We start from the raw sequence: 19,925 nt of genomic DNA, 5'->3' as shown, positions 1-19,925 counted from the left end.
GCATTGTCCGTGAGCGCCCACCAGGCGCCCCTCAACAGCGTGAGTCTGGGGGTCTTGCACGATCGGCTGTTTGTGCTTCCCGCAACTTCGAGTCGACGGCAATGCGGCGCGCGTATAGCGGGAAATCAAGTCGGAATCGCCGGCGGAGATCGGCGGCACCCGCCTCAATCCGGTCCCAATGCGATTCTGGGCGGCGGTCCTTGAAGCCAAAGGCGATGATGTTGCCGTCTTTCCGAACCTGCAACGACAGCACTTCGTCATCAAAGGCATCGCGAAGCTTCGCCAGATGAGCGCCGGTAGAGACCTTGTCGCCGCACAGGTTGGTGACAAACACACCGTCGGCGGACAAGTTGTGGCGGGCCTTTCGGTAGAATTCGACTGAATCGAGTTCCGCGGCCATTCCAAATCGATCACACGCGTCTGCAAGGATCACGTCCTTGAGATGTGCAAGCGCTGAAACGTAGCCCGCGGCGTCGGCGTTGATCACGCGAAATCGATGATCGTCCGCAGGAATGCAGAATTCCTCGCGCAATGCGATCACGTCCTTGTTCACTTCGACAGCCGTGAGCGATGCGACGGGCAAGTTCGCGTAGCAGAATTTTGCGAGCGACCCGCCGCCCAAGCCGAGCATCAAGATGCGCTCCGGAGTGCGGTTGAAGAGGAGGAACGCCATCATCTTGCGGGTGTAGGCGAGGGCCAGCCTCTCTGGATTGTTCAGCTCCATCGCACTTTGAATGGCAGCGAAATCGAAGTGGAGAAATCGCCGCGGCCCGTTGTCGACGACGAACGGCTTGTCGTAGGAACCCGAATACACCCGCTCCCGTAGAACATCGTGGCAACTTCCGTGCGGCTCGAGAAGGCGCAACATGACGTTCGCGCCGGGAAACGCGCTATCGATTTCCAAGAGCCGCGGCGAGCGGGGTTTCATGGCGGCTCAGTCTCGGGATCGGACGGATCTGACTGCTTGATGCTCCGCGGCGCGCGACGATGGGTCGAACGGTGCCGGCGTTTCCAAGGCCCCCAGAGGTCCGCGGGAGGCACGCTGCTCCACCAGCGCGAGGACGGCGCTCATGATTTCATCAACCGCCTTCAAGCCAGAGGGCGCGGACGACGAAGTAGCAGAGGCAATGGCACGTACAGCTGCGCCCGCGCTGGCACTGCGCCACTTGAGCCCTTGAGAGCCCAGTGTCAGAGCCGTCATGAATCCTCTTCCCCACCCGTGAAGTACTTCACTCTGTCCGCGTTCCCGCAGACTGTGGAGCACCAACGATTCAAATCGCGGCGACAGAGAAGAGAGCTGGCGATCGAGATCCTGCAGAAAGCCGATGAGCAGCGCCACGAGTTCATCGAAATGCGGACGCGAGGCAATTTTTGTCGGCACCTTCCAGCCCCGTTCTCCCCATACGCGCGGCAACCATGCGCCCGGGGAGATGCCCACCGGCCAAGCGATCAGCGCAACCAGATAGCCTTCGAGCTCCGCGATCTCCATGTGACCACGTGGCCAGCTTGCCTCGCGCAGCCATGCGGTCAAGCGATCTCGCTGCGCATCGCCAAAAGGCGCTGAGCCAAACGTGAGCAGGTTGGGCGGCATGAACTCGCCCGGATCGGGCCGTGCCAACCGGTACCTCCTGGACAAACTACTCATCAACCGCTCTTGCGACGCGACAGACTCTTGCCTTCCGCATCCGGCGCCCAGGGCTTCCCGGTGCGAGATTCGATGTAGGCGCGCATGAGTCGCCGCACGACCTGGGAGGGTGTCGAATCCTCCTCGGCACACAGGCGTTCGAACACGGCTTTCTTGCGCGGATCGATCAGGATCGTCAGGCGCGCGGTGCGTTCTTCCAGGGCCAAGAAAATTTCCTCGTTGAAGCAGATGCGAATCACATTATCATACTATTCGCATTTGGTTGGAGCCCGGACGGCGGCGGCGCAGCCGCTTGCGCGCCAGCGTTTCTGATTCGTCACATTCGACTGGGGTCAGTACATGTCTGAGTCAAAGGGCCTTGATTGGCTGGAATTTGAGAGTCCGTGGGAATGCCAACCGGGCAAGGTCCGCGTGAAACAATCGGCGGAATGCGTCAGCCGCGACGAGCTTTCGAAGCGTGCCCGGCGCAACGAGCTCACAGGGCCGTACATCTTCGAATCTCCGCACGAGCGGCGCCTGCATTTCTGTCGCTGGCAAACTCCGATTTCTATTCCAGCGCGGCACGCCAGCTGACGGAGAACGGCATGCTCGTCATGAATTTCTGGGGCCCGTGCGGGCGATTACCCATGAACTCGAAGCGCTCGCGCAGCGATTGCAAATGCGGCTCCTGCTGGATTGCCCGCGATATCTGCGTCGTCTTTGCCAGGCGTTCTCCCTGGTCGAGCCGCATTCAGAATGAAAAATAAACTGGGCTGGTTGCCGCTGGCCGGCGCTTTTCTAGCTACTTATCATCCGGCTGCTGTTGAGTTATCCGACCACTTGACCAAGGCATCGACGACGACTTGCGGATGCGTCAGCAGCAGGTTGTGTTCCGCGCCGACCGGACAGTGTGCGTGCGACGGCAGCAGCGAGCGCACGCGCGCAATGTGCTCGGCGGGAATGATGGCGTCGTAGTCGCCGGTGACGACGAGCACGTCGCGGTCGACCGCGTGCAGCGCTGAATAACGCGCGCTCTGATCGCCGAGCGCGGCGGTTCGGAACATCGACAGCAGTGCACGACCGAAACCAGCATACGAAACCTGTTCGATGAATCGCGGCGTGAGATGCGCCTGACCGATGTGCGCGTAGCGCCGGCGCCGCCGGCGTACCAGCGCGGGTATGCCGATGAAATGCATCGCGAACTCGCCGATGCCGGGATAGCGAAAGACTTTCGCCCAGCCGGAGGTCGAATTGAAGTCGAGCATGGGCGCGACGAGGACCAGCCTCGCTGCCAGATCCGGGCGTGCCGTGGCAGCTGCGGCCACCAACGCAGCACCGAACGAATGCCCGAGCAGGAGCGCCGGCCGGGGAAAGCCGGTCGACTCGATGATCTCGATAACCTGCCGTGTGAAGCGTTCGAAGTTGTATGGGCCAGCCGGCCGATTGGACGCGCCGTGGCCATACAGATCGAAGCGCAAGGTTTGAAAACCCGCACGCAGCAGCGGAGGTACGAGCGCGTCGAATTCCCAGCTCGGTACCGTCGCGCCATGCACCAGCACGATGGGCAGACCGTCGGGCGGGCCTTCGCGCCGCCAATGTGTGAGGCCGTCGGTGAGGCGAGCGTAGTGCCCGCCGGCGCACCAGTCTTGCTCGTTCTTGTGCATCACGCGAGTCTACGGCCGTTGAATTCTTTGGTGGCCAATTGCTGCGTGTAGCAGCGCCACGAATTGCACGCCCAATCTCGACCGATTCAGCGCGCAATCGATGCTCTCCTGCGAGTGGTCGTCGTGTCAGCAGTGCGCGGCTGCGTGCCCGTCGATGGTGGCAGCGCCGAAGCGTGGGCGCACTTTGACCGCGTTATCTCTAACTTCTTGATTCTGACTGAGCACAGGTAGATGGAATCTCTCCGGGCGCGCCAATTGCTCTCACCGCGACAATGTTTTGCCGCAGCATCGCCGTTGGCCCCGCGCTGCGGCGATCGGACGATTTTGCCGATGAACCCTGCGCCGTACGTGTTCACACTTGCACGGTGAAGTACGACGGCGACGTTGCCGATCGGCACCCAGACCGCCGTGGGTACGAAGAAGTATTCGCTGACGCCGGCTTCCCGCGAGGCCTGCGCCGGCTGATCGGCGTCTAACTACAAGCAGGAAATTGCGCCGCTCAGCGTCATCGTTGCTGCTTGCGAGCAGTCGATCGCGGCCAGCCGTGCGGCTCTCGTCATTCACGTGCTCCCTTCGCAGCCGCTCCGTTCGGAAATCCCGCGCGGTGATGCAACGCATTGAAGCAATTGGAGTTCCGTTCGATTCCGTGGGCCACTCCGGCCGTCGGGCTGTACCAAATTGGTATACCAGTTGACGCGAGAGGTATAGCCACTTCATAGTGAAAGTGGTCTAACAGATGATCGTGAGCCAATCGACCTGATCAATTGGCCGGCTGGGAAATGCATTCGAACTCAGAGGGGGCGATCGTGAAAAAAGAAAAATTGCTGTTTGTCGGCAGTGCTCTGCTGATGGGCTTGTCATGCATGCAATTCGCGCAGGCGCAGTCTCCTGAGCCCGCCGCGGATCGTCTCGAAGAGGTCATCGTCACCGCCCAGAAGCGCGAGCAATCCGTCCAGGAAGTCCCGCAGGCGGTGCAGGTCATCAACGCGGCGCAGTTGGCGAGCGCGAGCATTCACGAGTTCGCGGATCTCACGCGGATCGCTCCCTCGCTGGTCATCAAGCCGGCGGAGCATCCGGTGAACGCATCCGTATCGATCCGTGGCATCGGCACATTCGCGTTCAGCATCGGCGTCGAGCCCAGCGTCGCGGTTCAAGTCGACGACGTCCCGGTCGCGTTTCAAGCTCGCGCCTTCGCCGATCTCTCAGATGTGCAGAGAATCGAAGTCCTGCGCGGACCACAAAGCACGCTGTACGGCAAAGCGGCGTCGGCCGGTCTCATAAACATCGTGACTCTTGGGCCGACCGAGAGCTTCGAAGGCCGCGCACACGTATTGGGAACTACCGATGAGGAGTTCATCGGCGGGTTCGGCCTCTCTGGCCCCATCGGGGAGAACCTCGGTTATCGCATCTCGGCGCAACACACGACGTTCGACGGCAACGTCAAGAACAACTTCAGCGGCGAAAATACCAACGGCCGCGAGTCGACGACTGTAAACGGCAAACTAGTGTGGAGTCCGTCCGAAAGTTTCACCGCGACCCTCGGTGCTAACTACATCGATGGCGAAACCACCGTTGGCCGGCCCTTCGTCAGGCTGGCTCCGGATGCGCTGCTCAGGAACGATCCGACGCTGCCGAATTCCGTCACGCTGCCGGGCGTGGTCGCCGATGCCGACAATACGGAAATCAGCAACAATTTCGACGCTGGAACCGACTACAAGGGTCACGGCGGGTCACTCAAACTCGAGATCGGGCTGCCCTCATCGCATACGCTCGTGTCCATCTCTTCGTACGACAATTTCGAGCTGCAGGATCTGCTCGATCAGGACGACACCTCCGCCCCCACGCTCAGCAATATTCAGGTCGGAGAATTCCGTTCCAAACAGCTGACGCAGGAAGTGCGCCTGTTGTCGTCGGACGATCAGGCGCTGCGTTACACGCTGGGGCTCTACTACGGCAATACGCAGCTCGATCGCGATTTCATTCGCGGTCCCATCTTCGCGATGGCGAACTGGACCGCCAGTTCCGATTCCAAACAGAAAGCGATCTTCGGTCAGGCGGATTGGGAATTCATCGAGGGCACGACGCTCACCGCCGGAATTCGCCATCAGGAAGAAGACATCGACTACACGTTCCTCGACATCCAGAACGGCGGCGCCTTCTTCGATGGAGACGCCAGCGATCGCTTCGAGACCTATCGCGCCGGACTGCAGCATCAGTTCACCGACGACATCATGGTCTACGCAGCGTATGCCACCGGTCACAAGGGGCAGACCTTCGACCTCACGACAGGATTCAATCTCAATCGTCAGCTGGCGGGTCCCGTGTTGCCGGAGACATCCAAGAGCTACGAGATCGGCGCGCGTACGCAGTTCTTCGGTGGCCGCCTGACGGTGAACACGAGCGTCTTCGACGTCCACTACGACGACTTCCAGGCGCAGGGCATCGAGTTTCTGCCGGATGGCTCCTTCAATTTCCGCCTTTCCAACGTCGGCAAGGTCAGGACTCGTGGCGTTGAAATCGATTCGCTTGCGGCCGTCGGCGAGCATCTGCATGTGAATGCCTCGCTCGCCTATGTCGACGCAGTGATCGAGGAATTTCCGCTGGGGCAGTGCTACCCCGGGCAGACGGCCGCGCAGGGCTGCACTGGCACCCCGACACACCAGGATCTGAGTGGCGCGCGACCACCGCAGGCTCCTGAATTCAAGGCAACTGCCGGATTCGAATTTGCGCGGTCATTGACCGGCGGTTCCCTGCAGGGTGTGCTGCAGGGCGCGTACGTCTACCAGAGCGCCATCAACTACGCGTTGAGCGTGGATCCGCAGGGCGCGCAGGGCGGCTACGGCCTTCTCAATCTTTCCGTCGGTGTGCGCGACGCCGATCGCGGCTACGAAGTCATCGCCTTCGTGAACAACGCGCTGGACAAGCAGTACTACGCCAACTACGCGAACAGCAACGGCAATTTCGGCAACCGGCTGGCGATCAATGCGCTGCTGCCGCGCGATTTCGAGCGTTATGCCGGAGTTCGCGTGAATTTCGATTTCTAGGTACGGTATGCCGTAGACGACAGGCCGATGAGCACTGAACGCGAATGAGCGACGCACGACGCCGGTACGAAAAAATCGCCGAAGAACTCCGCGCTGATATCGCAAGCGGCACTTTCGCAGTCGGGCAGCGACTGCCCTCGGAGCGCGATTTGGCGCTGCGCTTCAAGGTCTCACGACCATCCGTGCGCGAAGCGACCATTGCACTGGAGCTGGATGGCCTGGTCGAGGTGCGCTACGGTTCCGGCGTGCACGTCATCGCCATGGTGCCGAATGGCGGAGTGGCCGGGATCACCGACTTCGGGCCGTTTGAATTGCTGGAAGCGCGACGCGCGATCGAAGCTGAAACCTGCGCGCTCGCCGCCAAACGTATTACTCCCGAGCAACTTTCGGAACTCACGTCTCTCGTCGGTGAAATGAGAGACGAGAACGAACACAACGTCGCGCAAAGCGAGGACGCGGACCGCCGCTTTCATGAGCTGATCGCGGAATCGACGGGAAACAGCGCCTTGTCCGCTGCCGTGAAGACGTTATGGGCTGCGCGGCAGCGCTCCCCCCAGTACAAGCTCCTGAGCCAGAAAGTCAGAGCCATGGGCGTCAAGCCTCGAATCGACGAGCACACCAAGGTGGTCGACGCGCTCAAACGCGGAGATTCCAATGGTGCGCGGATGGCGATGCGTGACCACCTGGCGCGCGTCATCGACGGGCTGCTCAAAGCCACGGAAGTCGACGCCCTCGAGCGGGCCAGTGCGGAAATCGCGGAGAAACGCCGCAAATACACCAGCGCTTAGGGGCTGCGGCGCATCGTCTAACTAGATAGCCGGCTCCCCGCGCGACGAGCTACGCAGCGTGATCGATCGCAAATGCGCTGCTGAATCGAAGTACTAGTTAGGCCGCGGCACTGCGGGGCCGGCGTCGCGCGACGCCTTCACCAGCCCGCATTCCCATTTCAATTTTCATTTACCGGCCTGCCGACGCCAGGCGGGATTGTGACGCCGGACGCTTGCCGAACACCCATCGCCTTTGGTAGCTTCCAGTTGCCACCGGTGTCATTCGGGATGACACCGGTAACACGCGGCACATGCCGCGCTGCGTACGCGCCGTTGAACCGCGTGCTGCGCTGGAGCGAATTGCGCTGCCTTTTGGTGCGCGCGACAGCTCGAGACAAACACTTTGAGAGGGGGTCGATAGAAATGATCAAGAACATCTTCGCCAGGGGAAGCAGCAGCGTTGCTTTCCTGGTCATGGCATTCGTGCTTTCCATGCTTTCGGCTTGCGGCTCGGACGACAAGCAGCCCGAGGGCATCACACTCACCTCGATTGACATCACTGCGCCGCCCGCCAAGACGCAGTACGAAATGGGTCAGGCCCTCGATCTCGCCGGCATCGCCGTGGTCGCGCGCTACAGCGACGGAACGAGTTATCCGCTCTCGGCCGGTGACGGCGGCTCGGGTTATCTGGTCAGCGGATTCGACTCCGCGACCGTGGGAACGAAGACCGTCACGCTCAAGTACGTGGCTCGCTCGACCACCTTCACTGTGACGGTCACCCCCGTCCATCACATGGTCTCGTATGTGAACGACGGCGCCACGACGCAGGTCCAGGTCGACGACGAAACGCTGCTCGTAGAGCCGGCCAAGCCGGACAAAGGCGGAAACTTCTACTTCGTCGGCTGGTTCATCGCAGATACCGGCCAGGGCCACATGTGGGATTTCGCGCACGAAAAGGCCGAGTCCGACCTGACGCTGAACGCCAAGTTCGTCGAGTTATCCGCGACCAATGTGATCGTGGACGCGTATCTCGATGAGGCGAAGCGCACCACTTTCACCTTCAAGACCTTGCAGGAATTGAAGGCCGCGAACATTGCCAATGGCAGCACGGTCAATTTCACGCCCGGCGTGTACTGGACCGACGACTACCTCGATACGAACAACGCCAACACGCCGGAACACCCGGGCCTGGTTGGAATCTCGTTCAACCAATCCGGCATGACCTTCAAGGGTCTCACGTCGAATGCGGATGACGTGCGCATCGCGGGCAACCGTGGGCAGACCATGGGATCCAACGGCAACTGGAACGTCATCGGCGTCGCCACCAATTTCTCCGCCTATGACCTGACGATCGCCAACTACTGCTCGGTCGATCTGGTCTTCCCGAGAGATCCGTCGAAGAACCTCGCGCGAAGAACCGATGCACGCGTTCAGGCGCAGACCGTCACCAGCGCGGGCGGCACGCTCGACAAGTTGTACTTCGAGAACGTGCGCTTCGTCAGCTTCCTGAACCTGTTCCCCGCTGCCCCGACGCGGGCCTATTTCAAGAACTCGTACTTCCAGTTGACCGACGACGCGATCGCCGGCGGCGGAACGATCGTGTACGACCACTCCACCTTCGACTTCTACGGCAGCCATCCGTCGCCGGGCGGTTCGTCGACGATCACGGCATTCCTGAATTCGACGTTCAACTTCTACAACGACAGCCCGGTGTTCTACTTCTCGAAGAGCGGCGGAACCTGGGTCATCCTCGACAACGTGTTCAAGCGTGCGAAAGAAGAGATTCGTTGGGAGAACAGCCAGCGGCCGGACGTCAAACACTACGTCTCCGGCAACAAATACGAAGACGGAACGCCGGTCGTATTCGATACCGTGAACACGGCGGTCACGGTGCCGCTGACCACGGATTCGTTGAAGATCTTCAAGATCGGCGACGTATACAACGTCTACAACCTGCTCAAGGGCAACGACGGCTGGAATCCCTCGCAACAGGTGGCGCGCAACGACACGGCGTTCAAGTTCACGCTGGCCGCCAACAACGCCAACATCGCGTCTGATAATCCGACGAACGAAGCCATCATCACGCCGACCTTGACGCCGGCAAACTTTTTCACATATGCCCAACTTCAGTTCGTCTATGACACCACGCTGTTCACCGTGGTCCCGTCGGCCGACAGCAAGCTCCACTTGCGAGCCAACCTGAACTCGACCGGCAAGATCATCAAGACGATTGTCAATGCAACCGCGCCGAACGGTCTGGTGTCGCAGGTGACGCTGAACATCCGCCCGCAGACGGTGGCTGCTCCGGTCGTCGTGGGCACGCCTTCGATCCTGATAGGTCAGAACCTGGCGGGGCTGAAGATCGTCTATGACCATCCGGACTTCACCGACTGGTCGACGATCAGCTGGTACCGGGGCGCCACCCCGGGTGCGCAGACCGTCCTGGTCGGAGTTACGACGCTCAACAATCCGTATCTGAACTACCAGTTGTCGGCGGGCGACATCGGGCAGTACCTGACCGCCGTGGTCACGCCGCGTTATGAGTTCAGCGCGGCCGCGGCTAGTTCGATCACGGTGTCGACCTCCCGCGCCATCGTCGCAGGAGACGTCGCGAATCCGAACGTGATCTCGACCAACTTCGCCAACATCAGCTGGACCGGCAACACGCTCAACCAGAGCAACGTCTGGTATGCAGACACGAGCACGCCGACCGGTGACGAGACCTGGGTCCCCGGAACCGGCACGCCGTGGACGTACGTTCTCGGTGATCGGGATGGTGGCTTGGGTATTCCCGGCTTGAGATTCGGCACGCAAGGCGCGCGCCTGCTCTATCAGCCGCAAGGCTCCTTCTCCGACATGACTCTCGTCCTGGACCTGACTCCCGAGAAGATCGCCGGACAGGGTTTTGGCGGCGCGCCGAACTACGCCGAGGTCTATATCAAGTGGGATCCAGTGACCAAGACGGGTTACGCGGTGCGCTTCCAGCGTCTGACGACCGACCCCTTGAATGGCAACGCGCCGATTCAGTCGGCTGGTAACTCGGTCAAGGTCTCGATGATCGAGTACGTCAACGGCGTGGGCACGATCCTGCCGAACAGCTACGTCGACAGCTCCGTCTACATGCCGGGGGCTCAACTCACGTTCAAGCTCGTCGGCAATGTGCTGTCGTTGGATATGACCACGGAAGCCGAGGAGACCACCATTCAACGGGGCTACAACCTTCCGCACGAGATTCACTTCTCGGCAACGGTGACGAGCGCCGCTACCAAGACGGTCGGTGGCTTCGGCTTCCTGTTCGTGGGATCCAATGCTGCCGGCAACCGGACCGAGCTGGAGAACGTCCTGGTCACGCTGACTCCCCGCTAGCTGTCACCAGCAACCCCAAAGGACCCCGAGGCATCGCGCCTCGGGGTCCTTTTTTGTTTGAGCGTGCGAATGGCACTCAAATGTGGTGCATATAAAAAAGCGCTTGCAACTGGCCGAGATAAAAATGTAGTGTCTATGTCACCGGTGTCATAAGGCTTGACACCGGTGGCACGTGGCGCATGTCACGTTGCGCTCGATTGAATCGCGCAGCCAAGGTTCGCGCGACAGCTCGAGACAAACACTTTGAGAGGGGGTCGATAGAAATGATCAAGAACATCTTCGCCAGGGGAAGCAGCAGCGTTGCTTTCCTGGTCATGGCATTCGTGCTTTCCATGCTTTCGGCTTGCGGCTCGGACGACAAGCAGCCCGAGGGCATCACACTCACCTCGATTGACATCACTGCGCCGCCGACCAAGACGCAGTACGAAATGGGTCAGACGCTCGATCTGACCGGCATCGCCGTGGTCGCGCGCTACAGCGACGGAACGAGTTATCCGCTCTCGGCCGGCGACGGCGGCTCGGGTTATCTGGTCAGCGGGTTCGACTCCGCGACCGTGGGAACGAAAACCGTCACGCTCAAGTACGTGGCCCGTTCGACTACCTTCACGGTGACGGTCACCCCCGTTCATCACATGGTCTCGTATGTAAACGAGGGCGCCACGACCCAGGTCCAGGTCGACGACGAAACGCTGCTCGTAGAGCCGGCGAAGCCAGACAAGGGCGGAAACTTCTACTTCGTCGGCTGGTTCATCGCAGATACCGGCCAGGGCCACATGTGGGATTTCGCGCACGAAAAGGCCGAGTCCGACCTGACGCTGAACGCCAAGTTCGTCGAATTGTCCGCGACCAACGTGATCGTGGATGCGTACCTCGACGAAGCGAAGCGCACCGCCTTCACCTTCAAGACCTTGCAGGAACTGAAGGCCGCGAACATTGCCAATGGCAGCACGGTCAATTTCACGCCTGGCGTGTACTGGACCGACGACTACCTCGATACGAACAACGCCAACACGCCCGCTCACCCGGGCCTGGTCGGTATCTCGTTCCCCCAGTCGGGCATGACCTTCAAGGGCCTCACGTCCAATGCGGATGACGTGCGTATCGCCGGCAACCGTGGCCAGACCATGGGCTCCAACGGCAACTGGAACGTCATCGGCATTGGCACGAACTTCTCGGGCTACGACCTGACGATCGCCAACTACACCTCGCACGATCTCGTGTTCCCGCGCGATCCGTCGAAGAACGTTCCCCGCCGAGGCGATGCGCGCGTGCAGGCGCAGACCATCACCGGCGCGGGCGGCACGCTCGACAAGATGTACTTCGAGAACGTGCGCTTCGTGAGCTTCCTGAACCTGATCGCCATCGGCCCGACGCGTGGCTACTTCAAGAACTCGTACTTCCAGTTGACCGACGACTCGATCGCCGGCGGCGGAACCATCGTGTTCGATCATTGCACGTTCGACTTCTACGGCAGCCACCCCTCGGGCGGCGGCTCGTCGACGATCACTGCGTTCCTGAATTCCACGTTCAATTTCTACAACGACAGCCCGGTGTTCTTCTTCTCGAAGAGCGGCGGTACGTGGACCATCATCGACAACGTGTTCAAGGGTCCCAAGGAAGAAATCCGTTGGGAGAATGCGCAGCGGCCGGACGTCAAACATTACGTCTCGGGCAACAAGTACGAAGACGGAACGCCGGTGGTGTTCGACCTGGTGAACACGGCGGTCACGACGCCGCTGACGGTCGATTCACTCAAGATCTTCAAGATCGGCGACGAGTACAACATCTACAACCTGCTCAAGGGCAACGACGGCTGGAATCCCTCGCAGCAGGTGGCGCGCAACGACACGGCGTTCAAGTTCACGATGGCTGCGAACAGCACCAACGTCGCCTCGGACAATCCGGCCAACGAAACCATCATCACGCCGACCTTCGTGCCGGCCGCCTTCTTCACCTATGACACGATCGACTTCGATTACAACGAGTCGCTGTTCACGGTGATTCCGTCGACGGATGGCCGCCTGCACCTGCGGGCGAACCTGAACTCCACGGGTGTGATCATCAAGTCGATCGTGAAGGCGACCGCGCCGAACGGTCTCGTGGCGCAGGTGACGCTGAACATCCGTCCGCAGACGGTGGCGGCGCCGGTGGTCGTGGGTACGCCTTCGATCCTGATCGGCCAGAATCTGGCGGGTCTCAAGATCGTCTATGACCATCCGGACTTCACGGACTGGTCGACCATCACCTGGTACCGCGGTGCCACGCCGGGCGCGCAGACCGTTCAGGTCGGCGTCACGACGCTCAACAATCCGTATCTGGACTATCAGCTCTCGGCTGGTGACATCGGTCAGTACCTGACCGCCGTCGTCACGCCGCGCTACGAGTTCAGCGCCGCTGCGACCAGCACGGTCGTGGTGACGACCTCGCGGGCCATCGTGGCGGGAGACCTTGCCAACCGGAACGTGATCGCGACCAACTTCGCCAACGTCACATGGACCGGTCACGCGCTCAATCAGAGCGATGTCTGGTACGCCGACACGTTCAAGCCGTCCGACATCACGCAGTCGTGGGTCCCCGGCACGGGTACGCCATGGACGTATGTCCTCGGCGACCGGGATGGCGCCATGGGCGTGCCGGGATTGCGGACCGCCACGCAGGGTGCGCGGCTGCTTTATCAGCCGCAGGGCTCCTTCGCGAACATGTCGATGACGGTGGATCTCACGCCGGAAAAGATCGGCGGGCAGGGCTTCGGCAGCGCGACCGATCAGTACCTCGAGGCCTACATCAAGTGGGATCCGACGACACAGACGGGTTACGCCCTGCGCTTCCAGCGTCTGGCGACGGACCCGCTGAACGGCAACCTGCCGATTCCGTCGTCGGGCAACTCCGTCAGGGTCTCGATGATCGAGTACGTCAACGGCGTCAGGACGATCCTGCCGGGTTGCTACACCGAGAGCTCCGTGTACCTGCCGGGTGCGCAGTTCACGTTCAAGCTGGTCGGCAACGTGTTGACGGCCGATGTCACCACGGAATCCGAGCAGAACAACACGCAGGAAGGTTACCTGCTGCCGCACGAGATTCACTTCACCGCGACGGTGGCGAGTGCCGCCAGCACGGTGGGTGGATTCGGCTTCCAGTTCACTGGAACGACATCGGCAGGCAACAGGAGTGAGCTGGAGAGCCTCCAGGTCACGCTCACGCCGCGCTAACTAGTCTCTGCCACCACAATGGGGCCCTCAGGCATCGCCTGGGGGCCCTTTTTTCTTTCGGGTGGAGGGAGCGGCAGACCGGGGATATCTAGTTAGGCGGCGAGGGCCGGGCGGCCGGGGCCGGGTGCGCCATCCCCGGTTACAGCCGCATTCCGATTTTCACTTTACTTTTTCCCGACGCTCCAGCCGAGGGCCTGCGCGAGCGCGGCGGACGCCGCGGCAAGCGCCACTTGCCGAACACCCATCGCATTTGGTAGCTTCCGTTGCCACCGGTGTCATTAGGGATGACACCGGTGGCAAAGATTTAGGGCATGGTTGCAATGAAGGGGGCCGGCACATGTATCAGCAGGTGCTGAAAGTCGGCGCGATCGCCGCTGAACCCGGCCCCCGGTTCAAGCGAATCGCGCATCAATCGTCGAGCCAGACAGCCCGATAGCAACAATCCACGAGGGGCCACAGAAATGATCATCGATAAACATTATGCCAAGAGAAGCATGTTCGCTTTCTTGGTCATGGCATTCGTACTTTCCATAATTTCGGGTTGCGGCTCCGACGACAAATCGTCCGGCGCAGCGGGACAACTTTCCTCCGCACCGGGTGCCAGTGAACAGGCGGGTCAGGGCGGTATTACGGTCCGGGCCGCCGCCGTTTCGGCGCAAGCCGTACAAGCCACGGAAGAAAGTGGCACCTGGTTTGAATCGGCGTACGCCACCTGGACGGGCGCGGACGCTGGATACCGGGTCTACGTGCGGACCCTGGGCGCGTTTGACTGGAGAACCAACAGCGCGATCCAGAACTGGATCGTCGACTGGGACGAGGTCGACACCGAACTCGTCCGCAAAGTGGATCCTGCCCGCGACAAGTGGCGCGTGGATGTTCCCGGCCTGCCGCGCGGCGAATATCAAATCCAGATCAGGGCTGCCGATGGCGTGGCGGTTGTGCACACGTTTGTGGACCTCCATACGACGTCCTACCCGCGCAACGGCGCGGCGTTCGTTCCGTCCAATCAGGCCGTCTTCGATTTTCCTGGAACCAACAATTTCGCGCTGACCGGCGCCATCGGTGGGTATCTGCCGGACGGCCGTGTGGACCCCAACGCCATCATCGTCTATGCGACGCACGCGAACATGGCGACGACGCTGCCGACGACGTTGTTCTCGACAGGGCGCGGCGCTACCGCGAATGCGAGAACGCCTCTGGTAGTTCGTTTGCTCGGCACCATCGGCTCGTTTACGACGGTCGCCGCGAACAAGGCCGGCGCTGGCGCGGTCGTTCCTCCTGGCGTCAATGACAGCCGCATGATGTCGATCGGTTCGGGCAACGGTAACGTCACCGTCGAAGGTGTCGGTCCGGATGCCATCCTCTTCGGCTGGGGCATCACGATCGCCGGAGCCCACAACGTGGAGTTCCGCAACCTGCGGTTCGACCAGTGGTACGACGACGCCATCTATATCGATGGCGGTGGCACTGGCACGCGGGCATCCAACATCTGGGTGCACAACAACACGTTTGGATACGGCCAGAACAAGCATCTCGCGCTGGGCCAGGATCCCGATCAGGCGAAGGGCGACGGCGCGGTCGACATTTCCAATCACCCGAGAAACTACACGGTCGATTACAACGTCTTCGCTGGAAGCAGCAAGGCCATGCTGATCGGTGGCGGCGCCACTGCCATCAGCAATCACTACGGCACGGTTCACCACAACTGGTTCCATGGCTCGGAAGAACGTACTCCGCGTGTGCGCAACGGCAGGATCCACGTCTTCAACAACCTGTACCAGGACATCCAGGGTCATCCGTTCCATAACCAGCTGCTGGCGAGGAACACGGGCTACGGAATCGGCGCGGGTCACAACGCCACGATCTGGGCGGAAGGAAACGTGTTCGATCACGTGAACTTCCCGTTCCTCAGAAGCCGGCAAGGTCACGCGCGCGGCCACCAGGTCATCAACTACGAGCCGGGGCCGAACGAGACCGCCAACGCGAACGCGGGCTACAACCACTTCTTTGGCGACGCTCCCGGTTTCATCGTGTCGAGAGAGGTCGTAAATGGCGGAGATTTCCCGGCGACCATAGCTGGCTTCCGCAGGACCACCGACTACGTCACCGGCCTCACGGACCCGGCGCTGCTGGCCCTGCACGACGCTGCGGCCGTTCTCGAGCCGAACGTCCTCGATGAGTCTTCACGGACCTTCTTCGATCCGCTGTTCGACATCGGCATCGTGGTTGCCGCGGGTTCGACGACGACGAACCCGGCCATGACCACGAGCCCGGCGGCGCAGTTCGATTGGGCATTCCGGCCGAACCGGGAAGGCGTGTGGCCGACTGGCACCGCCGCCCAGGTGACTGCATTGCGGGAAGAGATCGACAATCGTGCTGGCGCGACACCCGCGTTGGCCCCCGCTGCGGTTCCTGCCGCTCCGACGGTTTCGAGCGTCACGATCAACGACGAAGTGCGCTCTGCGATCAACGCGCAGTTCATACCGGCGCCCGGCAAGATCGTGGTCTACGAGAACACCTTCACGGTCAACTGGGTCAACACCGACGTTCTGACGACGAGTTACGAGATCCAGTGGGATGGTGGAACGGGCGAATGGCAAACGATCGAGATCGTTCCGGCCAATGCCCGGCCCACGCGTTTCATCACCCAGGAGATGAACCAGTTCGCGACGCCGGAAACGGTGACTCTGTTGGCGACCGCCGCCAGCAGGGATGCGATGTATCTCTTCCGTGTCAGGGCTATCGATGCCTTCGGGGCCAGTGACTGGTCCGCTAACTACGTACTGAACGGCCATACGGTGACGTTCAACGCAGCCGGCGGTTCGGCAGTCGCCCCGGTCGCGGTGCTGAACGGAAGCGCAGTCGCGGCGCCCACGGCCCCGACCCGGGCCAACTTCCTGTTTGGCGGCTGGTCCAGCGATGCCGAGTGCGAAGCGCCGTACGACTTCGCCACCACGGTCACCGCGGACATCACGTTGTACGCCTGCTGGGACGCAGCGCCGGCCGAGATCACCTCGTTTGTCGCCTCGCCGTCGAGTGTGACGGTGGGTACGCCGGTGACCTTGACTTGGGTTTCCTCCCCGGCGACGACGATGTGCGTCGGCAGCGGTGCATGGAGCGGCAACATGCCGGCGAGCGGCAGCCAGTCGGTCACGCCGCGGGCCGAGGGCATACAGACCTTCACGCTGACCTGCAGCGGCGCCGGTGGCGATGACACGGCAAGCGCCACGGTCACCGCGGAGAAGCGCAAAGGCGGCGGCGGCCCGATGGACTGGCTGTCAGTGGTTGGGTTGGGTCTGCTGTGGGCCGCGCGTCGGCGCGGCGGGTTGCGTTCGGCGCAGCCTTTCTAGTCAGGTATGAATGGCCGGCGAGCGGGGCACATGCACCGCTCGCCGGCCTTTTTTTTGGCTCTAACTTCCACCCGCGCCGAATGAGTAGTGAGGCTCGCGCGGGCCTCATGCCAATTCGAGATGTGGATATGCGCGGCGGCGATCAGCTGCGCGCAAATGTCGCTGCCAGGCCACCCGTGGGCGCTGAGAACGTTCAGACGCTACGACATTCTTTTCCGCCATTTATCGGCGGAATTCCTTTGCCACTAGATTCCCCCGGTCGAACAAACCAACTACCAGGGAATCGGAACCATGAGCTCGTCTCGCGTCTCGCATCTGCAACAAGCCGGCGTCGCCGCCGCCGTCGCCCTGGCTCTGGGCGGTACGACACTCGCCGGTGACAGCGCCGCCATAGCGGCGGCCGTCACCGATCTCGGCACCAACGAACCGCTCGAGCAGGTCATCGTCACCGGAACCCGCCGCGCCGAACGCACGGTGCTCAAGTCCAACGTGCCGATCGACGTGGTTTCCGCCCAGGACCTGCAGAAGACCGCGACGCCCGACATCAACGGCAAGTTGCAGGCGCTCATTCCTTCCTACAACGTGCGGCGCATCCCGACCTCCGACGGCTCGATCTTCGTGCGGCCGGCGACGCTGCGGAATCTTTCCCCCGACCACACGCTGGTGCTCATCGACGGCAAGCGGTTCCACCGCTCCGCGTTCGTCGACGTCACCGCGCGTGGCGCCCAGGCGGTCAACCTCGCGCTGCTGCCGGCCGGCGCCTTCAAGCGCACGGAAGTGCTGCGCGACGGCGCGGCGGCGCAGTACGGCTCGGACGCCATCGCGGGTGTCATCAATTTCATCCTCAACGACCAGCCGGGCACGGACGCCTACGTGCAATTCGGCGAGTTCTCGAAAGGCGACGGGGAAAACCTGCAGGTCGGCGTGTCGAGCGGCTTCAAGCTCGGTGACAGCGGTTTCATCAACTTCGCGGCGGAATACGTCGACGGCGAGGCGAGCAACAACGGCATCCAGCGCGCCGACGCCGCGTCGATCATCAACCAGGGCGAACCGTACGCGAGCGCGGTCCGGGACCTTGGCAGCGTGGTGCAGCGCTACGGCGTGCCGGAGCTGACCAGCAAAAAAGTCTTCATCAATACCGGCTTCGACCTCACCGAGAGCTCCAGGGTTTACGCATTCGGCAACTACACCGAGGAGAGCGGCGTCGCGGATTTCAACTACCGGCCGTCGATCACGACGACCGGTCTCAACGCGGATGGCCAGACAGTCACGCTGCCGCGCAACGGCGGGTACAACCTCAAGCCCAACGGTCACTACTCCATCTACCAGACGGACGGCTCGAATGCGGCCGGCAGCTGGACGGCCACCGACCCAGGCTTCGATCTCCTGGCGCTTTATCCGGGCGGCTTCACGCCACGCTTCGGTTCCGACACGCGCGACTACAGTTTCGCCGCCGGTATCAAGGGTCAGGCTACCGACAGATTGAGCTGGGATTTTTCCGCGAATGTCGGCAGCGACCGCATCGACTACTTCCTCGATGATTCGATCAACCTCTCGTTGGGCTCGTTGTCCCCGACCGACTTCGACAACGGTGGCCGCGAGCAGCGCGAACAGACCGCGAATGTCGATTTCGTCTACGAATGGCAGACCGCCTTGACGAATCCGGTGAACATCGGCTTCGGCGCCGAGTATCGCCGCGAAGAATTCCTGATCTATGCGGGCGAGGAGGCGTCCTGGGTGCTCGGACCGCTGCGCGATCTTTCGCCTGCGGCGAACGGCTTCCCCGGTGCACATCCGGCGACCGCCGGCGCCTGGTCGAGCCACAACACGGCCGCGTATGTGGACGTGGACGTGGACCTCACCGACCGTTTCAACGTCGGTATCGCCGGCCGCTTCGAGGACTACTCGTTGTTCGGTTCCACGACGAACGGGAAACTCGCGGCGCGATTCGCCTTCAACGATGCGATCGCCGTGCGCGGCGCGGTGAGCACGGGCTTCCGCGCGCCGACGCCCGGCCAGCAGTACCTGCAGAACGTCGCGCAGAACCCGAATCTCGACCCCACGATTCCGCGTTCGGTCGACGTGCGCGCGCAGCTGCCATCGAACTCGGTCGCGGCGGGGTTGTTTGGCGGCGAGGCGCTGCGTCCCGAGGAGTCGGTCAACCTGAGCCTCGGCCTCGTGCTGCAGCCGATCGACGGGCTTTCGATCACGCTCGACGCGTATCGCATCGACATCGACGACCGCATCGGCCTATCCACCGATTTCGAGCTGACCACGGAACAGCGCAATCAGCTCGCGGGCCTCGGCGTGCCGCTGGCCACGGAGCTCACGCATGTGCGTTTCTACACCAACAGCTTCGACACCCGGACTTCGGGGCTCGATGTCGTCGCCGCCTGGCGCAAGCCGGTCGGGCCGGGCCGCCTCGGCCTCACCTGGGCGAGCAATTTCAACAAGACCAGGTTCCTGGATTTCGATCCGGCGCTGTTCAACGAACCGACTCGCGTAGGTTTCCTCGACACCATCCCTGAGTTCACCAGCAATCTGTCGGCGGACTACGAGTTCGGCAAGTGGCGCCTGAGCGGACGCGCGCGCCATTTCGGCGACTGGATCTATGTATCGAACACGTCGGCGACGACGCCCGTTTACGAGGACATCGGCGCCGAGACCTTCTTCGATCTGAGCGGCAATCTCCAGCTCTCGGATGGCGTCAACCTCTCGCTGGGCGTGGAGAACGTGCTCAACAATTTCACCCAGAAGGTGGGCCTCGTGACGGTGCGCAACAATGGCCGGCTCTATCCGGGCGGTGCGCCGTATGAGAACGACGGCCGCCAGGTGTATGCACGGGTCGGCATCAAGTTCTAGCAATCGTCGTGGAGCCCGGCGGCAGCTGGTCGCCGGGCT

At 61.9% G+C, this 19,925-nt stretch carries 11 protein-coding genes; 6 read left to right on the top strand and 5 right to left on the bottom strand.

The window, feature by feature from the left end; all coding sequences use genetic code 11:
• Positions 1–31 precede the first annotated feature (31 nt).
• The 5 genes from WDO72_04705 to WDO72_04685 form a co-directional block, all read right to left on the bottom strand.
• Positions 32–928, bottom strand: a complete 897-nt coding sequence (locus WDO72_04705) for a spermidine synthase-like protein (protein ID MEJ0084955.1) — start codon at positions 926–928, stop codon at positions 32–34.
• 6 nt (positions 929–934) lie between these two features.
• A complete protein-coding gene (locus WDO72_04700) occupies positions 935–1,618 on the bottom strand; it encodes a YecA family protein (GenBank protein ID MEJ0084954.1) in 684 nt (227 codons plus the stop codon).
• A gap of 26 nt (positions 1,619–1,644) precedes the next feature.
• Positions 1,645–1,845, bottom strand: coding sequence for a CopG family transcriptional regulator (locus WDO72_04695; protein MEJ0084953.1), 201 nt, complete (start codon positions 1,843–1,845; stop codon positions 1,645–1,647).
• 347 nt (positions 1,846–2,192) lie between these two features.
• Positions 2,193–2,375 carry a hypothetical protein gene (locus WDO72_04690; GenBank protein ID MEJ0084952.1) on the bottom strand — a complete coding sequence of 61 codons (183 nt, stop codon included), beginning with the start codon at positions 2,373–2,375 and terminating at the stop codon, positions 2,193–2,195.
• Between the two features lie 58 nt (positions 2,376–2,433).
• Entirely contained in the window at positions 2,434–3,183 is a 750-nt protein-coding gene (locus tag WDO72_04685; protein MEJ0084951.1) for an alpha/beta fold hydrolase, read from the bottom strand.
• Positions 3,184–4,094: 911 nt separating this feature from the next.
• Between WDO72_04685 and WDO72_04680 the strand changes: the two genes are divergently transcribed.
• The 6 genes from WDO72_04680 to WDO72_04655 all read left to right on the top strand — a co-directional run bounded on the left by WDO72_04680 (position 4,095) and on the right by WDO72_04655 (position 19,886).
• Positions 4,095–6,332: a TonB-dependent receptor gene (locus WDO72_04680; GenBank protein MEJ0084950.1), complete on the top strand. Its 2,238-nt coding sequence runs from the start codon at positions 4,095–4,097 to the stop codon at positions 6,330–6,332.
• Between the two features lie 44 nt (positions 6,333–6,376).
• On the top strand, positions 6,377–7,120 hold the full coding sequence (locus WDO72_04675; protein MEJ0084949.1) for a FadR/GntR family transcriptional regulator: 744 nt from the start codon (positions 6,377–6,379) through the stop codon (positions 7,118–7,120).
• A gap of 402 nt (positions 7,121–7,522) precedes the next feature.
• On the top strand, positions 7,523–10,465 hold the full coding sequence (locus WDO72_04670; GenBank protein MEJ0084948.1) for a bacterial Ig-like domain-containing protein: 2,943 nt from the start codon (positions 7,523–7,525) through the stop codon (positions 10,463–10,465).
• Positions 10,466–10,728: 263 nt separating this feature from the next.
• Positions 10,729–13,674, top strand: a complete 2,946-nt coding sequence (locus WDO72_04665) for a bacterial Ig-like domain-containing protein (protein MEJ0084947.1) — start codon at positions 10,729–10,731, stop codon at positions 13,672–13,674.
• Between the two features lie 746 nt (positions 13,675–14,420).
• Complete coding sequence (locus WDO72_04660; GenBank protein ID MEJ0084946.1) at positions 14,421–17,024, top strand: InlB B-repeat-containing protein; 2,604 nt, start codon at positions 14,421–14,423, stop codon at positions 17,022–17,024.
• A 291-nt stretch (positions 17,025–17,315) separates the two neighbouring features.
• A complete protein-coding gene (locus WDO72_04655; protein ID MEJ0084945.1) occupies positions 17,316–19,886 on the top strand; it encodes a TonB-dependent receptor in 2,571 nt (856 codons plus the stop codon).
• Positions 19,887–19,925 lie beyond the last annotated feature (39 nt).

The organism is Pseudomonadota bacterium (assembly GCA_037200975.1).
GTDB lineage: Bacteria > Pseudomonadota > Gammaproteobacteria > Steroidobacterales > Steroidobacteraceae > CADEED01.
This window is presented reverse-complemented; position numbering and strand designations above follow the sequence as displayed.